We start from the raw sequence: 15,715 nt of genomic DNA on the forward strand, positions 1-15,715 counted from the left end.
TTAGGGTGGCGGCCACGCAGCCCAAGGATACGCAGATGGACTATCAAGAAATTACCTATGACATCACCGATAACGTGGCCACGATCACACTGAACCGTCCAGACGTGATGAACGCACTGAACACGCGCATCCGGCTTGAGATTGCAGATGCGTTCAAACACGCCCAAGACAATGCACGCGCCGCAGTGATGACAGGGGCAGGGGTGTCGTTCTGCTCTGGGCAAGATCTTGCGGATGCATCCGAGGATGGCAAAATCGATATGGAAGCCACCCTGCGCGACGAATACGTGCCGATGCTGAAATCCATTTTTGATTGTAAAATCCCAACAATCTGCGCGGTGAATGGGCCCGCGGCGGGGGCCGGGGCAAACCTTGCGCTTGCGGCGGATGTGGTGATTGCGTCTGAAGACGCGTATTTCGTACAGGCATTCACCCGCATTGGACTGATCCCGGATGCCGGCGGTACCTATTGGTTGCCGCGTCAAATCGGTGCGGCGCGTGCGATGGGGGCCGCTTTGTTTGCTGATAAGATCAGCGCAACACAGGCCCGCGACTGGGGCATGATTTATGAAACGGCGCCAGCGGCTGAATTCCCGGATTACGTCAAAGCACGGGCGCTGCAACTCGCGACCGGACCAACCGTGGCTTACGCACAGCTAAAGACGGCGATCCGTGGATCGTCTGAAAATACACTGGACGACCAATTGGCGCTTGAGGCAAAACTCCAAGCGATTTGCGGCGAGACCCATGATTTCTACGAGGGTGTCGCCGCATTCATGGAAAAACGTGCGCCGAATTACAAAGGGCGCTGAACCGCCGTTAACACGGCAAGTGCGTCGGCGGTTGGTGCCTGTTCAATGCGGCGGTAGATTTTGCCGTCCTTGGTGCGCGTCACAAGGCGGTGGTCAATCAGTGACCGCCGCAAAAGCACATGATCGCCAAAGCTGTGACCCGCTTTCAGCGCTTCGTTCACCTGTTTTTCTGTCAAATCTTGATTTGCGGGCAGGTGTGCCCAAAACACCCAAAGACAAAGCCCTTGCACTGCCGTTTGTTTTGGCCAGCGCGTCATCATCCCATGATCAAAGGCGCGCAATGCCCGTTCAACACTCCGTGACTGTTTTGCTGTGGCCGGGGCGGGGGCATCCGCCTTGAGGTGCTGGTAATTCTCATAGCCGGCCGCCTTGGCCACCAGCGAGAGCATCCGCGCGTGGCTTGGAAAATCCTCTTGCTGTTGCAAGGCGACGCGCAAGGATTTGGTAAATGCAGAAAGGTCGTTGATCGTGATCTGTTGTAATTGGTGTGGCATATCGCGCCCCTGAAATCTGTACCGGCACCGCACGCGGTGTGATGGTCGCCCTTGTCATCCGGCTGATTGCAGCGGATATTCATGTGCCAATGTCAGGTTTAACGAGGTCCGGGATGGACTGGCGACGCCTTGGTGAACTGATGACCAAAGCTAGATTAAGGCAAGTTCTTTGGGCGTGGCAAGGCCAAATATACGCTGTCCGACCAGACACCATTGATGCAATAGGTGTTTTTGGCTGTTTGGGTTTCTACGAAACCAAGCCGACGTAGCAATCCGACCGATGCCGCATTCAGCGGGTCTGCGTCTGCAGTTAATCCGGGGTGAATGGTGATATCAAACAGATATGGGATTACGGCTTGCATGGCTTCAAACACATAACCTTTGCGCCAGTGATCCGGATGTAAAATGAACCCAACCTCACTCCCGCGATAATTCCCGACATTTCCGATGTAGGTGCCATCCAATGTCATTTGGAAATAGGCCGGGCTTTCTTCCCATGAAGCTATCATGCGGTCGAGCAAGGCTTTGGTTACTGAGCGATCTGCATGTGGGGCGGTCGACCAATATTTCATGGCGCGCAGATCGCTATAGAGCGCATACATCGCATTCAGATCGGATGGGCGCGGTTCACGAAGCACAAGGCGATCAGTTTTGAGCGTCACGGATTACTCTTTGATATTTTGCGAGGGGCTGTGGGGTTCATAAGAAAAAGGCCACCCGAAGGTGGCCCAATTTTTAGCGCTTTTCGATGTCGATATAGTCGCGGTGTGTCTCGCCAAGGTAAAGCTGGCGAGGGCGCCCGATTTTCAATTGTGGATCGGCAAGCTGTTCTTTCCACTGAGAAATCCAACCGACGGTCCGGGCCATCGCAAAGATCGGCGTGAACATCGATGTTGGGAAACCCATCGCTTCGAGGATGATACCAGAGTAGAAATCAACGTTCGGAAACAGTTTCTTATCTGCGAAATACGGGTCAGCCAGTGCTTGTTTTTCAAGCTCCATCGCGACCTGCAGCAGCGGGTTGTCTTCAACGCCGAGCAGTTCCAGAACTTCGTCCGCAGACTGCTTCATCACGGTCGCGCGCGGGTCAAAGTTTTTGTAAACGCGGTGGCCAAAGCCCATTAGACGGTAGCTGTCGTTTTTGTCTTTTGCGCGGGCAATGAATTCAGGGATACGGTCAACTGAGCCGATTTCCTTGAGCATTTCAAGGCAAGCTTGGTTCGCGCCACCGTGGGCAGGGCCCCAAAGACACGCGATCCCAGCCGCAATACAGGCGAACGGGTTTGCGCCCGATGATGATGCCAAGCGTACAGTTGATGTTGATGCGTTTTGCTCGTGATCCGCGTGCAGCGTAAAGATGCGGTCCATCGCGCGGGCCAGTACAGGGTTCACGTGATATTCTTCTGCGGGGACAGAGAAACACATGTGCAGGAAGTTTGACGCGTAATCGAGATCATTGCGCGGGTAAACAAACGGCTGGCCGATCGAGTATTTGTAAGCCATCGCCGCGATTGTTGGCATCTTCGCGATCAGGCGGATCGAGGCGACTTCGCGCTGGTGGCTGTCATTAATATCTGTTGAATCGTGATAGAATGCAGACATCGCACCAACAACGCCAACCATTGTCGCCATTGGATGTGCGTCACGACGGAAACCACGGAAAAAATTGTGCATTTGCTCGTGGATCATCGTGTGGTTGGTCACAAGGCGCTCAAACTTTTCGAGCTCAGCTGCGGATGGCAGCTCACCATAAAGCAGCAAATAGCAAACTTCGAGATAGTGTGACTGACCAGCAAGCTGATCAATAGGGTAGCCACGGTGCAGTAAAACGCCTTCGCCACCATCGATGAACGTGATTGTGCTGTCACATGCAGAGGTAGACGTGAAGCCCGGGTCATATGTGAACACATTCGCTTGACCATAAAGCTTGCGAATGTCGATGACGTCAGGGCCAGCCGTCGGGGAATGGATCGGCAATTCGTAAGTTTCGCCCTTAATCGTTAGTTTTGCGGTATCTGTATTTTCAGCCATATATCTTCCCCTTTATGCCGCGCAACGCAGTGTTGCCGGCGCATCTTTGTTCGTCGGTGTTCCAGCTAGCAGCCAATCGTAACGAATTGGTTTCAGTCGCTGGCGTCTTGTATCCGCGCAATTGTTTCCGCTTGCCCTAAGACCAACATCATATCGAACACACTCGGAGAGACCGCACGCCCCGCCAGCGCCGCACGCAGCGGCCCCGCAAGTTTGCCTAGTTTCGTTTCATGAGCTTCGGCAAGCGACGCGACGATCCCTTCTAAGGTGTCACGCGTCCAGCTAGCATTTTGCAGCTGCGGCGTCAATTCCGACAGTATACCACGGGATACATCGTCGAGTAATTTTTGCGCTTTTTCGTCCCGGTCTATAGGGTGATTTACCAGTAAAAACCGAGCTTTTTCAAAAAGATCAGGCATGGTCTTTGCGCGTTCTTTGAGGCAGTACATCGCCCGCAAAAAACGGTCTTTTTGTTGCTCTGTCAGCGCGTCTTCCCCAACGGAAGCCAGATAATCTTGCAGTTCTTGCAGCAGTGCAGCATCGTCCGATGCCGCGATATGTTGCCCGCAAATATTCGTGAGCTTTTTGGTGTCAAAGCGGGCGGGTGATTTTCCGATCCCGCCAAGATCAAACCATTCGCGCGCCTGTGCGTCGGTAAAGAATTCATCATCGCCATGGCTCCAGCCAAGGCGCGTCAAATAATTGCGCATGCCAGCAGCCGGGTAGCCCATCTGCTGGTATTCGGCCGCACCCGTCGCGCCGTGGCGTTTGGACAGTTTTTTGCCATCGGGGCCAAAGATCAACGGAATATGCGCAAGCACGGGTTTCGCCCAGCCCATGGCCTCGTAAATGAGGTTCTGACGAAAGGCATTCGCAAGGTGATCATCACCCCGGATCACATGGGTCACACCCATATCGTGATCATCAACAACAACTGCCAGCATATAAACAGGCGAGCCATCCGAGCGCAGCAAGATCATATCATCTAGCTGATCATTCGCCCATGTGACGTCGCCTTGGACCTCATCATGCAGCGTTGTTTTGCCATCACGCGGTGCCTTGAGACGGATCACATAGGGCAAATCCGGGTGATCGGCGGCGGCCACATCACGCCAAGGCGATTGGAACAGCGTTGATTGCTTGGCCGCACGGGCGGTTTCACGGAAGAATTCGATCTCTTCTTGCGTGCTGAAACACTTATACGCGTGCCCATCTGCCAGCATCTGCTGCGCGACTTCGATGTGACGCGGTGCGTTTTCCGCTTGGCTCACAGGATCGCCATCCCAATCGAGGCCAAGCCAGCTCAGCCCGTCGAGAATAGCCTGCTTATTTTCATCCGTTGATCGTGTCTTGTCTGTATCTTCAATCCGCAACACAAATTTTCCGCCGCGCCCACGGGCATAAAGCCAGTTAAACAGGGCCGTGCGCGCGCCGCCGATATGCAAGGCGCCAGTGGGTGAAGGGGCAAAACGAGTGACGACGGACATGGGGGAATTAACCTTTCGCTAACCAGCATTCCGGTAGGGTCCCGGATGGGGCGGGAATACAAAACTGTGGGGTAAAGAACAAGTGCGCGCAGCTTTGCAAGACACGCTATTGGCGCAACGCGGTGGCTTGATCGGTTGGGTGCCTGTGTGCCTTGCGATTGGAATCGGGACCTATTTTTCATTGCCAGAGGAACCCGGTCGCGCCGTTGTGGTAGCTGTGTGGGGGATTGCGGCGGCTTTGTTTGTTGGTGCGCGCCGGATTACGCCCGCAATTGCGCCCTTTGCAATCGGTATCGCGCTTGTGCTTGCAGGGGGCGGGGTTGCGCAGTGGCGTACGGGGGCAGTGGCCGAACCCGTGCTTGGCTTTCGCTATTATGGCCCGATTCAGGGGCGCGTCGTCAATATCGATCGATCTGCCAGCGATGCGCCACGTTTGACGCTGGATCAGGTGGTGCTTTCGCGCATGTCACCGGCGCGAACGCCTGCACGGGTGCGGGTTTCGGTACATGGTGACCAAGTGATCACCACATATCAACCCGGTGAAACGCTTATTCTAACCGGGCATCTTTCGCCGCCTGCAGGGCCAGCAGAGCCCGGCGGCTTTGATTTTCAACGGCATGCATGGTTTTTGGGGCTCGGGGCTGTGGGGTACACGCGCACCCCCGTTTTGCGACTTTATGCGCCGGATCAAGGATCATTGCAGATGCGCATTTTTGCGATCCGCATGCAGCTTTCCAGTTTTGTGCAAACCGCGATCCCGGGCGACCCCGGCGCCTTTGCAGCGGCGATCATGACGGGGGACCGCTCTGCGATGCGCAAAGAAACGTTGGCGGATTTACGTGCGGCAAACCTTGCGCATCTTTTGGCAATTTCGGGCTTACATATGGGGCTGCTGACCGGGTTTATCTTTGCGCTTGTTCGATATGGGTTGGCGTTAAGTGCGACCATTTCGCTGCGGTTTCATACGAAAAAGATTGCCGCGATCTGCGCTTTGATCGTTGGGGCGTTTTATCTGGCGCTTTCTGGTGGCAATGTAGCAACCGAACGCGCATTTATTATGGTCGCTGTGATGTTGGTGGCGGTGCTTGTGGACCGACGCGCGTTGACGTTACGTGCCGTGGCAATAGCCGCAATCATCGTGCTGCTTTGGCAACCCGAAGCATTGATGGGCCCCGGATTTCAAATGTCGTTCGCGGCGACTACGGCGCTTGTCGCGGTTTTTGGCTGGCTGCGCCAGTTCGATATGTCCGGTTGGCCCAAATGGGCGCGCGGGGTGTTTTCGGTGGTGACCTCATCCTTTGTGGCAGGGCTTGCCACCGCGCCCTTTGCAGCGGCCCATTTCAATCAAATCGCACATTTTGGGTTGATCGCAAATTTGGCGAGCGTTCCATTGATGGGCGTGTTGGTGATGCCCGCTGCGGTTCTGGCGATTTGTCTCGCGCCAGTTGGACTATCTTGGATTGGCTTTACCGTGATGGCTTGGGGCTTGCAGTGGATTTTGTGGGTCGCGCAGACGGTGTCGGGTTGGGATGGGGCTGTGGGACATGTCATCGCACCTAGCAGTGGCGTGGTGCCGTTGCTCGCGTTGGGATTATTGTGGATCATCCTTTGGCAGGGGCGCGGCCGGGTGATCGGCATCGTCCCTGCTTTTATAGCATTTGTGGTATGGGGGCAGGCGACCCGCCCGACACTTTTGGTGGCGGACAATGCGGCGATGATTGGGGTCATGGGGTCAGAGGGGCGGGCGCTGTCCAAAGCCACGGGAAGCAGTTTTATCGCTCAAATTTGGCTCGAAAACGATGGTGGTCCCGTGCCACAAGAAATGGCTGCCAGCCGTCCCGGCTATACGCGCGATGGGCGGGTCGTGCGCACCCATGTTGGGGAATGGCAGATTTTGCAGGTGACCGGGAAAACGGCATTAGCCGCATTACATGGTTGTGGCGGCGCTGATGTCCTCATTAGCAATCAAGAGGATGTCACCGGGCGCCCCTGTATCACGTTCGATATCAACCGGTTGCGGCAAACAGGTGCACTTGCCTTTGATCTTTCTGACGGGGGGGATTTGCGCCTGACAACTGCCCAAGGCGTGGTAGGCAACCGCCCATGGAACGCGCACGCTGATGCCGCGCCCGCGTCAGAGATATTATTACATGCGCCTTAGTAGGTGCGGATCAATCCAACTAAACGCCCTTGCACCTTAACCTGATCATCGCGGAACACACGGGTTTCATAGGCGGGGTTGGCCGCTTCAAGCGCGATGGCGCTGCCGTTGCGGCGGAACCGTTTGAGCGTGGCTTCGTGCCCTTCGACAAGGGCCACGACGATGTCACCATTATCGGCAACAGTTGTTTCACGGATCACAACGACATCGCCGTCGTTGATGCCAGCGTCAATCATCGAATCGCCTTTGACTTCAAGCGCGTAGTGATCGCCAGCGCCGACCATGGATTGCGGAACCGACACATTATGCGACACTTGGCTAATCGCCTCGATCGGGACGCCGGCAGCAATCCGGCCCATCACAGGCAATTCAACCGCGCCATTGTCGATGGGCATTGCGGAAGGTGGGGTGCTGTCCGGCTTGTCGCCATCAATCACACGTGGGGTAAAGCCGGACTTGGCCTGCATTGCATCGGGTAATTTCACGATCTCAAGCGCGCGCGCGCGGTGTGCAAGCCGGCGGATAAATCCGCGCTCTTCAAGTGCTGTGATCAGCCGGTGAATCCCGGATTTTGAGCGCAGATCCAACGCTTCTTTCATTTCGTCAAAACTGGGCGGCACGCCATCACGCTGAATGCGGGTGTTAATAAAGGCCAAAAGATCGAGCTGTTTTTTCGTAAGCATGACTTATCCCCAGAAAGGTTTTGCATATGTTCTAGGCTTGTTCTTGTTTTGTGTCAAGCTGCGCATGGTTTACAGCGGGATAATCTCAATTTTGTCCCCGGCGGCACGGGCCCGGTCTTTGATCGGACGGACGGCCAGACAATTGGCGTCAGCTAAAACGGTGAGCAGCACGGAATCCTGACGCTCAAAAATACGCACGCCATCTGGGCCAAGATGTGCACGCATATAATGTTCGCGCGGCCCGTTTGCCCCAATGGGGGCCGCGAGGTTTGCCATTTGGCGCGGGGCAGCCGCCGCACCTTGGCCCAACATCTTCCGAATGACGGGCGCAAGGAAAACATGCCCGCAAACCATCGCCGACACCGGATTCCCCGGCAGCCCAATCATCACCGCACCGCCCATGCGCCCGGCCATAAGCGGTTTGCCCGGGCGCATGGCGATCTTATAGAACGCCTGCTGCATGCCCTTTTCTTGCGCGACTTGCCCGACAAGATCGTGATCGCCGACCGAGGCGCCGCCAATTGTGACGATTAAATCCGCGTCAGCGGCCAGATCAAAGGTAAGCTCTAGCGCGGGGATATTATCACGTGCAATCGGCAGCAGGCGCGGATGTGCGCCAAGATTTTGCACCAATGCCGCCAGCCCAAAACTGTTAGACGCAATAATCTGATCGGGGCCGGGGGCTTCGCCGGGTTGGACCAATTCATCGCCTGTGGCGATAATTGCGACCACCGGGCGACGTGTGACGGGCACCTGCGCGATATTCATCGATGCAAGCAGCGCAATATCCGCTGGGGATAGAATGCGGGGTGCTTGGATCTGATCGCCATTTCGAAAATCAGCGCCGGCTGGACGGACATAGGGTTTGGTTTCCAATGATGCGCCCAAGGTAATCGTGTCACCGTCGCGGCTCACATCTTCTTGGATCACGACCCAGTCGGTCCCTGCGGGCAACGGGGCACCCGTGAATATCCGCGCAGCTTGGCCCATGGTTACGGGGGCAGCCAATGCATGCCCCGCCGCCGCTTCGCCAATCACCACCAATTTAGCGCCGGGAACAACGTCATTGCGGTGCACCGCATAGCCATCCATCGCCGAAGCAGCAAAGGGCGGCTGATCGCGCGTTGCGGTAACATCTTGCGCCAAAGTGCGGCCAAATGCCTGCGCCAGCGGCACTGTTTCCACCGGTAAAGGGGCGCAAAGCGCAAAAAGATGCGCGAGGGCCGCATCGACAGTGATCATGGGTTTTCAAACCGGCCCGATTTCCCGCCGTCCTTTAGCGTGACCCTCAGCCCTCCAATTTCCATGTCTTTTTGCACGGCCTTGACCATGTCATAAACCGTCAGAGCGGCTGTGCTCGCGGCGGTTAGCGCCTCCATCTCGACGCCCGTTTGCCCACCCGTTTTGACGGTTGCGGCAATGCGGATGCCGGGCAAGCTTTCGTCGGGGGTCAGGTTGAGAGCGACTTTGGTGATCGGCAGCGGGTGACACAATGGGATCAGATCAGCGGTCTTTTTGGCGGCCATGATGCCTGCAATGCGCGCGATGCCCAACACGTCACCTTTGTCAGCGCGCCCGTCAACAATCAGCGCCAAGGTCGTCGCGGTCATTTTAATGAACGCTTCTGCGACAGCCACACGCGCGGTGACAGGTTTATCGGACACATCCACCATATGTGCCTTACCGTCGCTGTCAAAATGGCTCAGTCCCGCCATCACATGCCCCCGGTGGCTGGGTTCGCAAGCAGGGTGCGGGTCGCTGTTGCAACATCGTCTTGCCGCATCAGGCTTTCGCCGATCAGAAATGTGCGGGCGCCATAGCGCGCCATATCAGCCAGATCTTCGGGCGTATTCAACCCACTTTCACAAACAATCGTGCGATCCTCTGGCACGAGTTTTGACAGGGTGCGTGTGGTATCGAGCGTGGTTTCAAAAGTCTTCAAGTTGCGGTTGTTAATCCCCATAAGCGGCGATTTGAGCAGGCTCGCGCGCTCTAATTCTGCGGCGTCATGGACCTCTAACAATACATCCATACCCCATTCAAATGCGGCGGCTTCAAGCTCTTGCGCTTGGCTGTCCGAAACAGAGGCCAAGATGATCAGGATACAATCCGCGTGCAGCGCGCGGGCTTCGGCGACTTGATAGGTGTCATACATGAAATCCTTGCGCAGCGCGGGCAGATCAACGGCGCTGCGCGCGGCGGTCAGATAACTGTCGTCGCCTTGAAACGACGGGCCATCAGTCAGAACTGACAGGCAAGTCGCGCCCCCCGCTTGATACGCCTCAGCCAGTGCGGGCGGGTTAAAGTCTTCGCGGATCAACCCTTTGGAGGGGCTTGCTTTTTTGATTTCAGCGATCAGCCCATACCCTTCGCGCGCGGCCTCTGCCAGACGGTCGGCGAACCCACGTGTCGGGGGCGCATCTTTGGCGCGTGCCTCAATCTCTGATAGGGGCACTGCTTCTTTGCAGGCCGCGACATGCGCGAGCTTATAGGTTTTTATCTTTTCGAGAATATCGGTCATGGGTCCGCCCAATTTATTGGCTCTTGCCCTTGATCAATAAGCCACTGGTTCACCTTTGAAAATGGGCGCGACCCGAAAAATCCACGATGACACGACAATGGCGAAGGGTGCGCAGAGGTTAAGATCAGGTTTTTGGCGCCAATGTGTTTGGCATAGGCCTGTGCAGGCCCACCCCAAAGGATGTAGGCACGCGGAGCATCAGCCAGATGGTCGATCACCTCAACAACCAGTTTTGACCAACCCAATTTGGCATGTGCTTTGGGTTTCCCGGGGGGCACGGTCAGTGCTGTATTGAGTAAAAGAACACCTTGATCGGCCCAATCGGACAGGCCGGTCTTGCTTCGTACCTGCCCAAGATCGCTATCTATCTCTTTGAAGATATTACCAAGACTATCAAGCCGCCCGCCAAAGGCATCAGGGATCGAAAACGCCAAGCCGTCGGCCTTGCCCGGGGTATGGTAAGGGTCTTGGCCGATGATGACGGCGCGGGTCGCATCCGGTTGACAGCGTTCTAGGGCCGTAAATGTCAGCATTGGCGGCGGGAGGATATCCGTGTCCAACTGCGCCGCAATCGCCGGGAGATTGTCGTCAAAAAACGCCAGATCGCGCCATGCACCCAATCGCCCCAGATCAAACATCAGGTGGATGTGATCCGTGCGAGCGTTTCGACAGCGTGCTTGGCTTTGCCGCTATCGATACTGTCGCGCGCGATCTCAACGCCTTCGGGAAGCGCGGCAGCCTTGTCAGCCACGACCAGCGCCGCGGCAGCGTTCAGCAACACCGCATCACGGTAAGCGCCCGTCGCCCCGTCTAAAAGCGCGCGCAATGCGTCAGCGTTTTCAACAGGGGTGCCGCCAATAATGTCGCGGAAATCATGCACAGGCAGCCCGGCGTCTTCGGGGTGGATTTCGCGTGATGTGATGGTGCCATCCTCAAGGGCTGCGACCGCCGTTGGCCCACAAATCGTGATCTCATCTGTGCCATCGCTTCCATGCACAAGCCATGCTTTCTCAGTCCCAAGCTGTTGCAGGGTCTCTGCCATTGGGTGGATCAAATCAACGGCAAAAGCACCCGTCAGCTGGCGTTTCACGCCCGCCGGATTTGTAAGCGGCCCCAAGATGTTAAAGATCGTTTTGCAACCCAACTCAAGCCGCACAGGCCCAACATGCTTCATTGCCGGATGGTGCATTGGGGCCATCATGAAACCAATCCCAGCCTCTGCAATGGCGCGTTCAACAATCTCTGGCGTGACCATAACATTGATACCGAGCGCGGATTGCACATCCGCCGTGCCAGATTTCGACGACAGGTTACGGTTACCGTGTTTGGCAACAGGCACGCCCGCGCCCGCCACGACAAAGGCCGTCGCGGTCGAAATATTCAACGTGTGTTTGCCGTCACCGCCCGTGCCGACGATATCCATCGCACCTTCGGGGGCTTTGACGGGCACACAATGCGCGCGCATCACAGCGGCGGCGGCGGCGTATTCGGACACGGATTCGCCACGTGCGCGCAGGGCCATCAAAAAGCCGCCCGTTTGGGCCGGCGTGGCGTCGCCTTTAAATAAGATTTCAAAAGCCTCTTGCGCCTGTGCGCGCGACAATGGCCCTTCAGAAGCTGCGTAAATCAGCGGTTTCATTGCATCGCTCATGCAGGCACCTTTGCCATCTCAAGAAAATTATTCAGCAATTTATGTCCATGTTCAGACTTGATGCTTTCAGGGTGGAATTGCACGCCGTGGATCGGCAGGGTTTTGTGCTGCAAACCCATGATCGTGCCATCTTCCAGCTCTGCGGTGATTTCCAAGCAATCGGGCAGGGTGGCGCGTTCAACGATCAGCGAATGATAGCGGGTGGCGTCAAACGGGCTGGGCAGGTCTTTGAACAGGCCAACGCCTTTGTGCTTCATCGCACCCATTTTACCATGCACGATTTCATGGCACCGCACGACATTGCCGCCAAAGGCCTCACCAATGGCTTGGTGGCCCAAGCAGACACCCATCAACGGAATTTTTGCTTCGGCTGCCGCATGTACAAGGGCCAGACAAATGCCCGCCTGGGCGGGGTCGCAGGGGCCAGGAGAGAGCATAATCGCATCGGGGCGCATCGCCATTGCTTCTTGGGTATCAAGCGCATCATTGCGCTTCACAACGACGTCCGCCCCGAGCTCACCCAGATAGTGAACAAGGTTATAGGTGAAGCTATCGTAGTTATCTATCAGCAAAAGCATGACAAAATCCCGTTTTGGTCGTATTTAGGGGTACCGCCGCCCTAAAGGGTCACGGTATAATCAATTTCATACATGGGCCGACACGCGGGGCAGCGTCAAGGCCGTACGGCGCGATTTTGCGCGACTGAATAAGGTGAATTGACGATGGCGGGCATTCTACGAGGCAGCATTTGGGCGCTTGGGCTTGGTGGTACGGCTGTAAGTATCGCGTCTCTTGTCGCTGAACAGCCAGCGGGAAACGCCCCGCCGCAAATGCCCTTGGTGGCTGCACCTGAAACAGTGGCGCCCGTCAGCCTCGAAGACGAGACCACCCCGCCAGCGGTTGCGCGTGAATTTGCCGTAAGTGCGCCCCGCGTATCGGCACCTCAAGCAGAAATCATTGCTCCCGCAGCTGATACGGAACCGGCCGTACCGCCGCAAACCTTGGAACTGGAAGCGATTCAGGACGACCCTGCGGTCGCTGACGAATCAACTACTGTAGCCACGCTGGAAGAACCCGCGCTTGAGACCACGACCGCGGCACAGCCAGAGATTCCAATGGCCGAAGAGGAAGCGGTGATCGCAACGCAATCTGCGCCTCCCCGCGCTGAGGTCTCCGAGACTGACTCGCCGACCGTCGCAGGAATCGCCGAAGATGCGTTGGTTGCGAATGCACCTGACGTTGTCGAAGCGCCAGCCGCACCTGTGGTGCCCGCAGAAGATACCCAATCAATTGCGGAGCTCGTACCCGAAGAAACGCCAGAAGAATCTGTCCCACAGGTTGCCGAAATTGCTGAGCCAGAGCCTGCTCCTGAACCCGAAAGCATTGCACCGGCAATTCCGCTAGAGGAACCTATCATTGAGGCGCAAACCCCAGCGCCTGTGATCGTCTCTGACGCGCCGGAAACCCCGGCCGCACCTGAGCTGGCGCAAGCAGAACCGGACACGACCGAACCCGCAGAGCCCGCGCCCGCTCCCCAAGCGAATACTGGTCGCGTTTTGCGGTTGGGGGTGTCGTCTGAGAGCGACGCGCAGGATAGCGATATCGCAGCAGAGGATGATCCATCACAGGGGGACCTAGCAGAAACGGCGTTGCAGCGTTTTGGGACTGCCTTTGAAAACCCGAATGAGGTGCCGCTGCTTTCTGTTTTGCTGATTGATAATGGTGCAAACGCGGATATGGCGACGCAAATTGCGGAACTGGGCTTGCCCGTGACGGTCGTGCTACACGCGCTTGACCCGCAAGCACATGACCGGGCCATGGCGTATCAGGCTGCGGGGGTCGAAGTTGCGGTACAGGTGTCATTGCCCGCCGGTGCGGTGCCAACAGATATTGAGGTCGCATTTGAAGCGGTCTTTGGCCTGATACCAGAAGCCGCGATTCTCTTTGCGGATGAGAGCAGTGTTTTGCGCAATAACCGGGCGGCAACGGCGCAGGTGATGCAGGTGCTTGCGGCTGATGGGCGTGGGCTGATCACCGCACAGCGCGGGTTGAACGCCGCGCAACAAGCCGCAACAGAGGCAGGTGTGCCCGCCGCCGCGATCATGCGAGAGCTCGACGGCGCGGGTGAAGATGAAGCTGCGATCAAACGCCGGCTCGATCAGGCGGCGCTGCGTGCGCGCCAAACTGGGAACGCTGTATTGCTTGGGCTGGTACAAGACACAACGCTTGCGGCGCTCGCGGATTGGTCCGGCGGTGTCGATCAACAGCAATTGGCGCTTGCGCCGGTGTCAGCGGTGCTGCTGGACGTGACGCCATAGGTCTTGGGGTAGGGTGGATCTTGATCCACCTATACGTTTGGATCAGTTGCCACCGGGCTTGAACATCGTGGCATCGGCAGCCGCTTTGCGGATTGCGTTCGATTTATGCACGGTCTCTTGGTACTCGGCTTCAGGATCACTGTCATAGACAACACCGCCGCCCGCTTGGATATAGAGCTTTTCATCTTGTAGCACGGCTGTACGCAGCGCGATGCACATATCCATATCGCCATTGGCGCTGAAATAACCGCAGCCGCCACCATAAACACCGCGTTTTTCGGGTTCGAGCTCATCGATGATTTCCATCGCGCGTACTTTTGGCGCGCCAGAGACTGTGCCCGCTGGCATCCCCGCAAAAAAGGCGGATAGCGCGTCTTGGTCATCGGCCAATTCACCGACGACGTTCGAAACGATATGCATCACATGGCTATAGCGTTCGATGATGAATTCTTCGGTGGGTTTGACCGTGCCGATTTTGCTAACCTTGCCGGTGTCGTTGCGGCCCAGATCCAACAGCATCAAATGCTCGGCCAGTTCTTTTTGATCGGCAAGCAAATCGAGTTCATTCGCTTTGTCTTGCGCGGGCGTTGCACCGCGTGGGCGTGTGCCTGCGATGGGGCGAATGGTCACCTCATTACCGAACACGCGTACCAAAATTTCAGGGCTTGCCCCGATGACTTGGAAACCACCAAAGTTAAAGAAGAACATAAACGGCGACGGGTTCGTGCGCCGCAAGCTGCGATAAAGCGCAAAGGGCGGCTCACGGAAATCTTGGGTCCAGCGCTGCGAGGGGACAACCTGAAAAATGTCACCGGCACGGATATATTCTTTGGCTGTTTCAACGGCGTCAAGATAGGCGCTATGGCTGAAATTCGATTGTGGCGGGGTAACCGGGGCTGGATCTGCCAATGTGCGGCCATCGCCGGGGGTAGGGCGTTCTAGCGCGCGCTGCGCATCCATGACCCGTTCAGCGGCTTGCGCATAGGCTGCGCGCGCATTCAGGTCGGAATTCACATAGGCGGGGGACACAAGGATCACATCGCCTTTCACCCCATCCAGCACGGCAACCACAGACGGGCGCAGCATCACTGCATCTGGCAGGCCCAATGGATCAGGGTTCACATCGGGCAGGTGTTCGACCAACCGGATCATGTCATAACCCAAATACCCAAATAACCCGGCCGAGGCGGCAGGCAGATCATCTGGCAGTGCAATCCGCGATTCTGCGATCAAGGTGCGCAGCGCTGTCAGCGGGTCGCCTTCCATCGGTTGAAAATCAGCATCGTCAAAACGCGCATTGCGGTTCAAGCGCGACGTGGTGCCGCGACATTCCCAAGCCAAATCAGGGTTCATGCCGATAATCGAATAACGGCCACGGACTTCGCCGCCCGTCACACTTTCAAGCATAAAGGCGTTTTTGCCTGCGCCCGACAGTTTGAGCATTAAGGACACAGGCGTGTCCAGATCTGCTGCAATACGGGTATAAACAACCTGATTTTCGCCCGCATCATATGCGCGGGCGAAGCTATCGTAATCGGGTAAAAGCGACATGGTGAC

At 56.7% G+C, this 15,715-nt stretch carries 15 protein-coding genes; 3 read left to right on the forward strand and 12 right to left on the reverse strand.

Annotated elements, in window-relative coordinates:
* The first annotated feature begins 35 nt into the window (after positions 1-35).
* Entirely contained in the window at positions 36-812 is a 777-nt protein-coding gene (locus Yoon_RS07340; RefSeq protein WP_238111470.1) for an enoyl-CoA hydratase-related protein, read from the forward strand.
* On the opposite strand, the gene Yoon_RS07345 is transcribed toward Yoon_RS07340, so the two are convergent.
* From Yoon_RS07345 to gltX, 4 genes are all read right to left on the reverse strand, one after another.
* Positions 797-1,306 (reverse strand): DUF2087 domain-containing protein, encoded by a 510-nt coding sequence (locus tag Yoon_RS07345; protein ID WP_238111472.1) that lies wholly within the window; start codon positions 1,304-1,306, stop codon positions 797-799. The two genes, Yoon_RS07340 and Yoon_RS07345, sit on opposite strands and share 16 nt — an antisense overlap.
* Positions 1,307-1,461: 155 nt before the next feature.
* Positions 1,462-1,968 (reverse strand): GNAT family N-acetyltransferase, encoded by a 507-nt coding sequence (locus Yoon_RS07350; RefSeq protein ID WP_238111474.1) that lies wholly within the window; start codon positions 1,966-1,968, stop codon positions 1,462-1,464.
* A gap of 73 nt (positions 1,969-2,041) precedes the next feature.
* Positions 2,042-3,337: a citrate synthase gene (gene gltA, locus Yoon_RS07355; protein ID WP_238111475.1), complete on the reverse strand. Its 1,296-nt coding sequence runs from the start codon at positions 3,335-3,337 to the stop codon at positions 2,042-2,044.
* Between the two features lie 92 nt (positions 3,338-3,429).
* On the reverse strand, positions 3,430-4,824 hold the full coding sequence (gene gltX / locus Yoon_RS07360) for a glutamate--tRNA ligase (RefSeq protein WP_238111476.1): 1,395 nt from the start codon (positions 4,822-4,824) through the stop codon (positions 3,430-3,432).
* An 82-nt stretch (positions 4,825-4,906) separates the two neighbouring features.
* Between gltX and Yoon_RS07365 the strand changes: the two genes are divergently transcribed.
* A complete protein-coding gene (locus Yoon_RS07365) occupies positions 4,907-6,985 on the forward strand; it encodes a ComEC/Rec2 family competence protein (protein WP_238111477.1) in 2,079 nt (692 codons plus the stop codon).
* Here Yoon_RS07365 and lexA read toward each other — a convergent pair.
* From lexA to Yoon_RS07400, 7 genes are all read right to left on the reverse strand, one after another.
* The gene (lexA, locus tag Yoon_RS07370) at positions 6,982-7,668 is read right to left on the reverse strand and encodes a transcriptional repressor LexA (protein WP_238111478.1); all 687 of its coding nucleotides are present in this window, start codon (positions 7,666-7,668) and stop codon (positions 6,982-6,984) included. The genes Yoon_RS07365 and lexA overlap by 4 nt on opposite strands.
* Before the next feature lie 69 nt (positions 7,669-7,737).
* On the reverse strand, positions 7,738-8,910 hold the full coding sequence (gene glp, locus Yoon_RS07375; RefSeq protein ID WP_238111479.1) for a gephyrin-like molybdotransferase Glp: 1,173 nt from the start codon (positions 8,908-8,910) through the stop codon (positions 7,738-7,740).
* Positions 8,907-9,383, reverse strand: a complete 477-nt coding sequence (moaC, locus tag Yoon_RS07380) for a cyclic pyranopterin monophosphate synthase MoaC (RefSeq protein WP_238111480.1) — start codon at positions 9,381-9,383, stop codon at positions 8,907-8,909. The genes glp and moaC overlap by 4 nt, the downstream gene beginning before the upstream one ends.
* Positions 9,383-10,189, reverse strand: a complete 807-nt coding sequence (gene trpC, locus Yoon_RS07385; protein ID WP_238111481.1) for an indole-3-glycerol phosphate synthase TrpC — start codon at positions 10,187-10,189, stop codon at positions 9,383-9,385. Before trpC ends, moaC begins: the two co-directional genes overlap by 1 nt.
* The gene (locus Yoon_RS07390) at positions 10,186-10,827 is read right to left on the reverse strand and encodes a uracil-DNA glycosylase (protein WP_238111482.1); all 642 of its coding nucleotides are present in this window, start codon (positions 10,825-10,827) and stop codon (positions 10,186-10,188) included. The genes trpC and Yoon_RS07390 overlap by 4 nt, the downstream gene beginning before the upstream one ends.
* Positions 10,827-11,840, reverse strand: coding sequence for an anthranilate phosphoribosyltransferase (gene trpD / locus Yoon_RS07395; protein ID WP_238111483.1), 1,014 nt, complete (start codon positions 11,838-11,840; stop codon positions 10,827-10,829). The genes Yoon_RS07390 and trpD overlap by 1 nt, the downstream gene beginning before the upstream one ends.
* On the reverse strand, positions 11,837-12,418 hold the full coding sequence (locus tag Yoon_RS07400; protein WP_238111484.1) for an aminodeoxychorismate/anthranilate synthase component II: 582 nt from the start codon (positions 12,416-12,418) through the stop codon (positions 11,837-11,839). The genes trpD and Yoon_RS07400 overlap by 4 nt, the downstream gene beginning before the upstream one ends.
* A gap of 144 nt (positions 12,419-12,562) precedes the next feature.
* Here Yoon_RS07400 and Yoon_RS07405 point away from each other — a divergent pair, with 144 nt between their 5' ends.
* Positions 12,563-14,158, forward strand: coding sequence for a divergent polysaccharide deacetylase family protein (locus tag Yoon_RS07405; protein WP_238111485.1), 1,596 nt, complete (start codon positions 12,563-12,565; stop codon positions 14,156-14,158).
* A 42-nt stretch (positions 14,159-14,200) separates the two neighbouring features.
* Here the strand turns inward: Yoon_RS07405 and trpE are convergent, their stop codons facing one another.
* On the reverse strand, positions 14,201-15,709 hold the full coding sequence (trpE, locus tag Yoon_RS07410; protein WP_238111486.1) for an anthranilate synthase component I: 1,509 nt from the start codon (positions 15,707-15,709) through the stop codon (positions 14,201-14,203).
* Between the last annotated feature and the right edge of the window lie 6 nt (positions 15,710-15,715).

Origin of the sequence: Yoonia sp. I 8.24 (assembly GCF_022096995.1) — a bacterium.
Classification (GTDB): domain Bacteria; phylum Pseudomonadota; class Alphaproteobacteria; order Rhodobacterales; family Rhodobacteraceae; genus Yoonia.

Bases quoted from the DNA above. Each gene is read 5' to 3' on its own strand.
- Yoon_RS07340 (WP_238111470.1), top strand. From the start codon at position 36: ATGGACTATCAAGAAATTACCTATGACATCACCGATAACGTGGCCACG.
- Yoon_RS07345 (WP_238111472.1), bottom strand. From the start codon at position 1,306: ATGCCACACCAATTACAACAGATCACGATCAACGACCTTTCTGCATTT.
- gltA (WP_238111475.1), bottom strand. From the start codon at position 3,337: ATGGCTGAAAATACAGATACCGCAAAACTAACGATTAAGGGCGAAACT.
- gltX (WP_238111476.1), bottom strand. From the start codon at position 4,824: ATGTCCGTCGTCACTCGTTTTGCCCCTTCACCCACTGGCGCCTTGCAT.
- lexA (WP_238111478.1), bottom strand. From the start codon at position 7,668: ATGCTTACGAAAAAACAGCTCGATCTTTTGGCCTTTATTAACACCCGC.
- glp (WP_238111479.1), bottom strand. From the start codon at position 8,910: ATGATCACTGTCGATGCGGCCCTCGCGCATCTTTTTGCGCTTTGCGCC.
- moaC (WP_238111480.1), bottom strand. From the start codon at position 9,383: ATGGCGGGACTGAGCCATTTTGACAGCGACGGTAAGGCACATATGGTG.
- trpC (WP_238111481.1), bottom strand. From the start codon at position 10,189: ATGACCGATATTCTCGAAAAGATAAAAACCTATAAGCTCGCGCATGTC.
- Yoon_RS07390 (WP_238111482.1), bottom strand. From the start codon at position 10,827: ATGTTTGATCTGGGGCGATTGGGTGCATGGCGCGATCTGGCGTTTTTT.
- trpD (WP_238111483.1), bottom strand. From the start codon at position 11,840: ATGAGCGATGCAATGAAACCGCTGATTTACGCAGCTTCTGAAGGGCCA.
- Yoon_RS07400 (WP_238111484.1), bottom strand. From the start codon at position 12,418: ATGCTTTTGCTGATAGATAACTACGATAGCTTCACCTATAACCTTGTT.
- Yoon_RS07405 (WP_238111485.1), top strand. From the start codon at position 12,563: ATGGCGGGCATTCTACGAGGCAGCATTTGGGCGCTTGGGCTTGGTGGT.
- trpE (WP_238111486.1), bottom strand. From the start codon at position 15,709: ATGTCGCTTTTACCCGATTACGATAGCTTCGCCCGCGCATATGATGCG.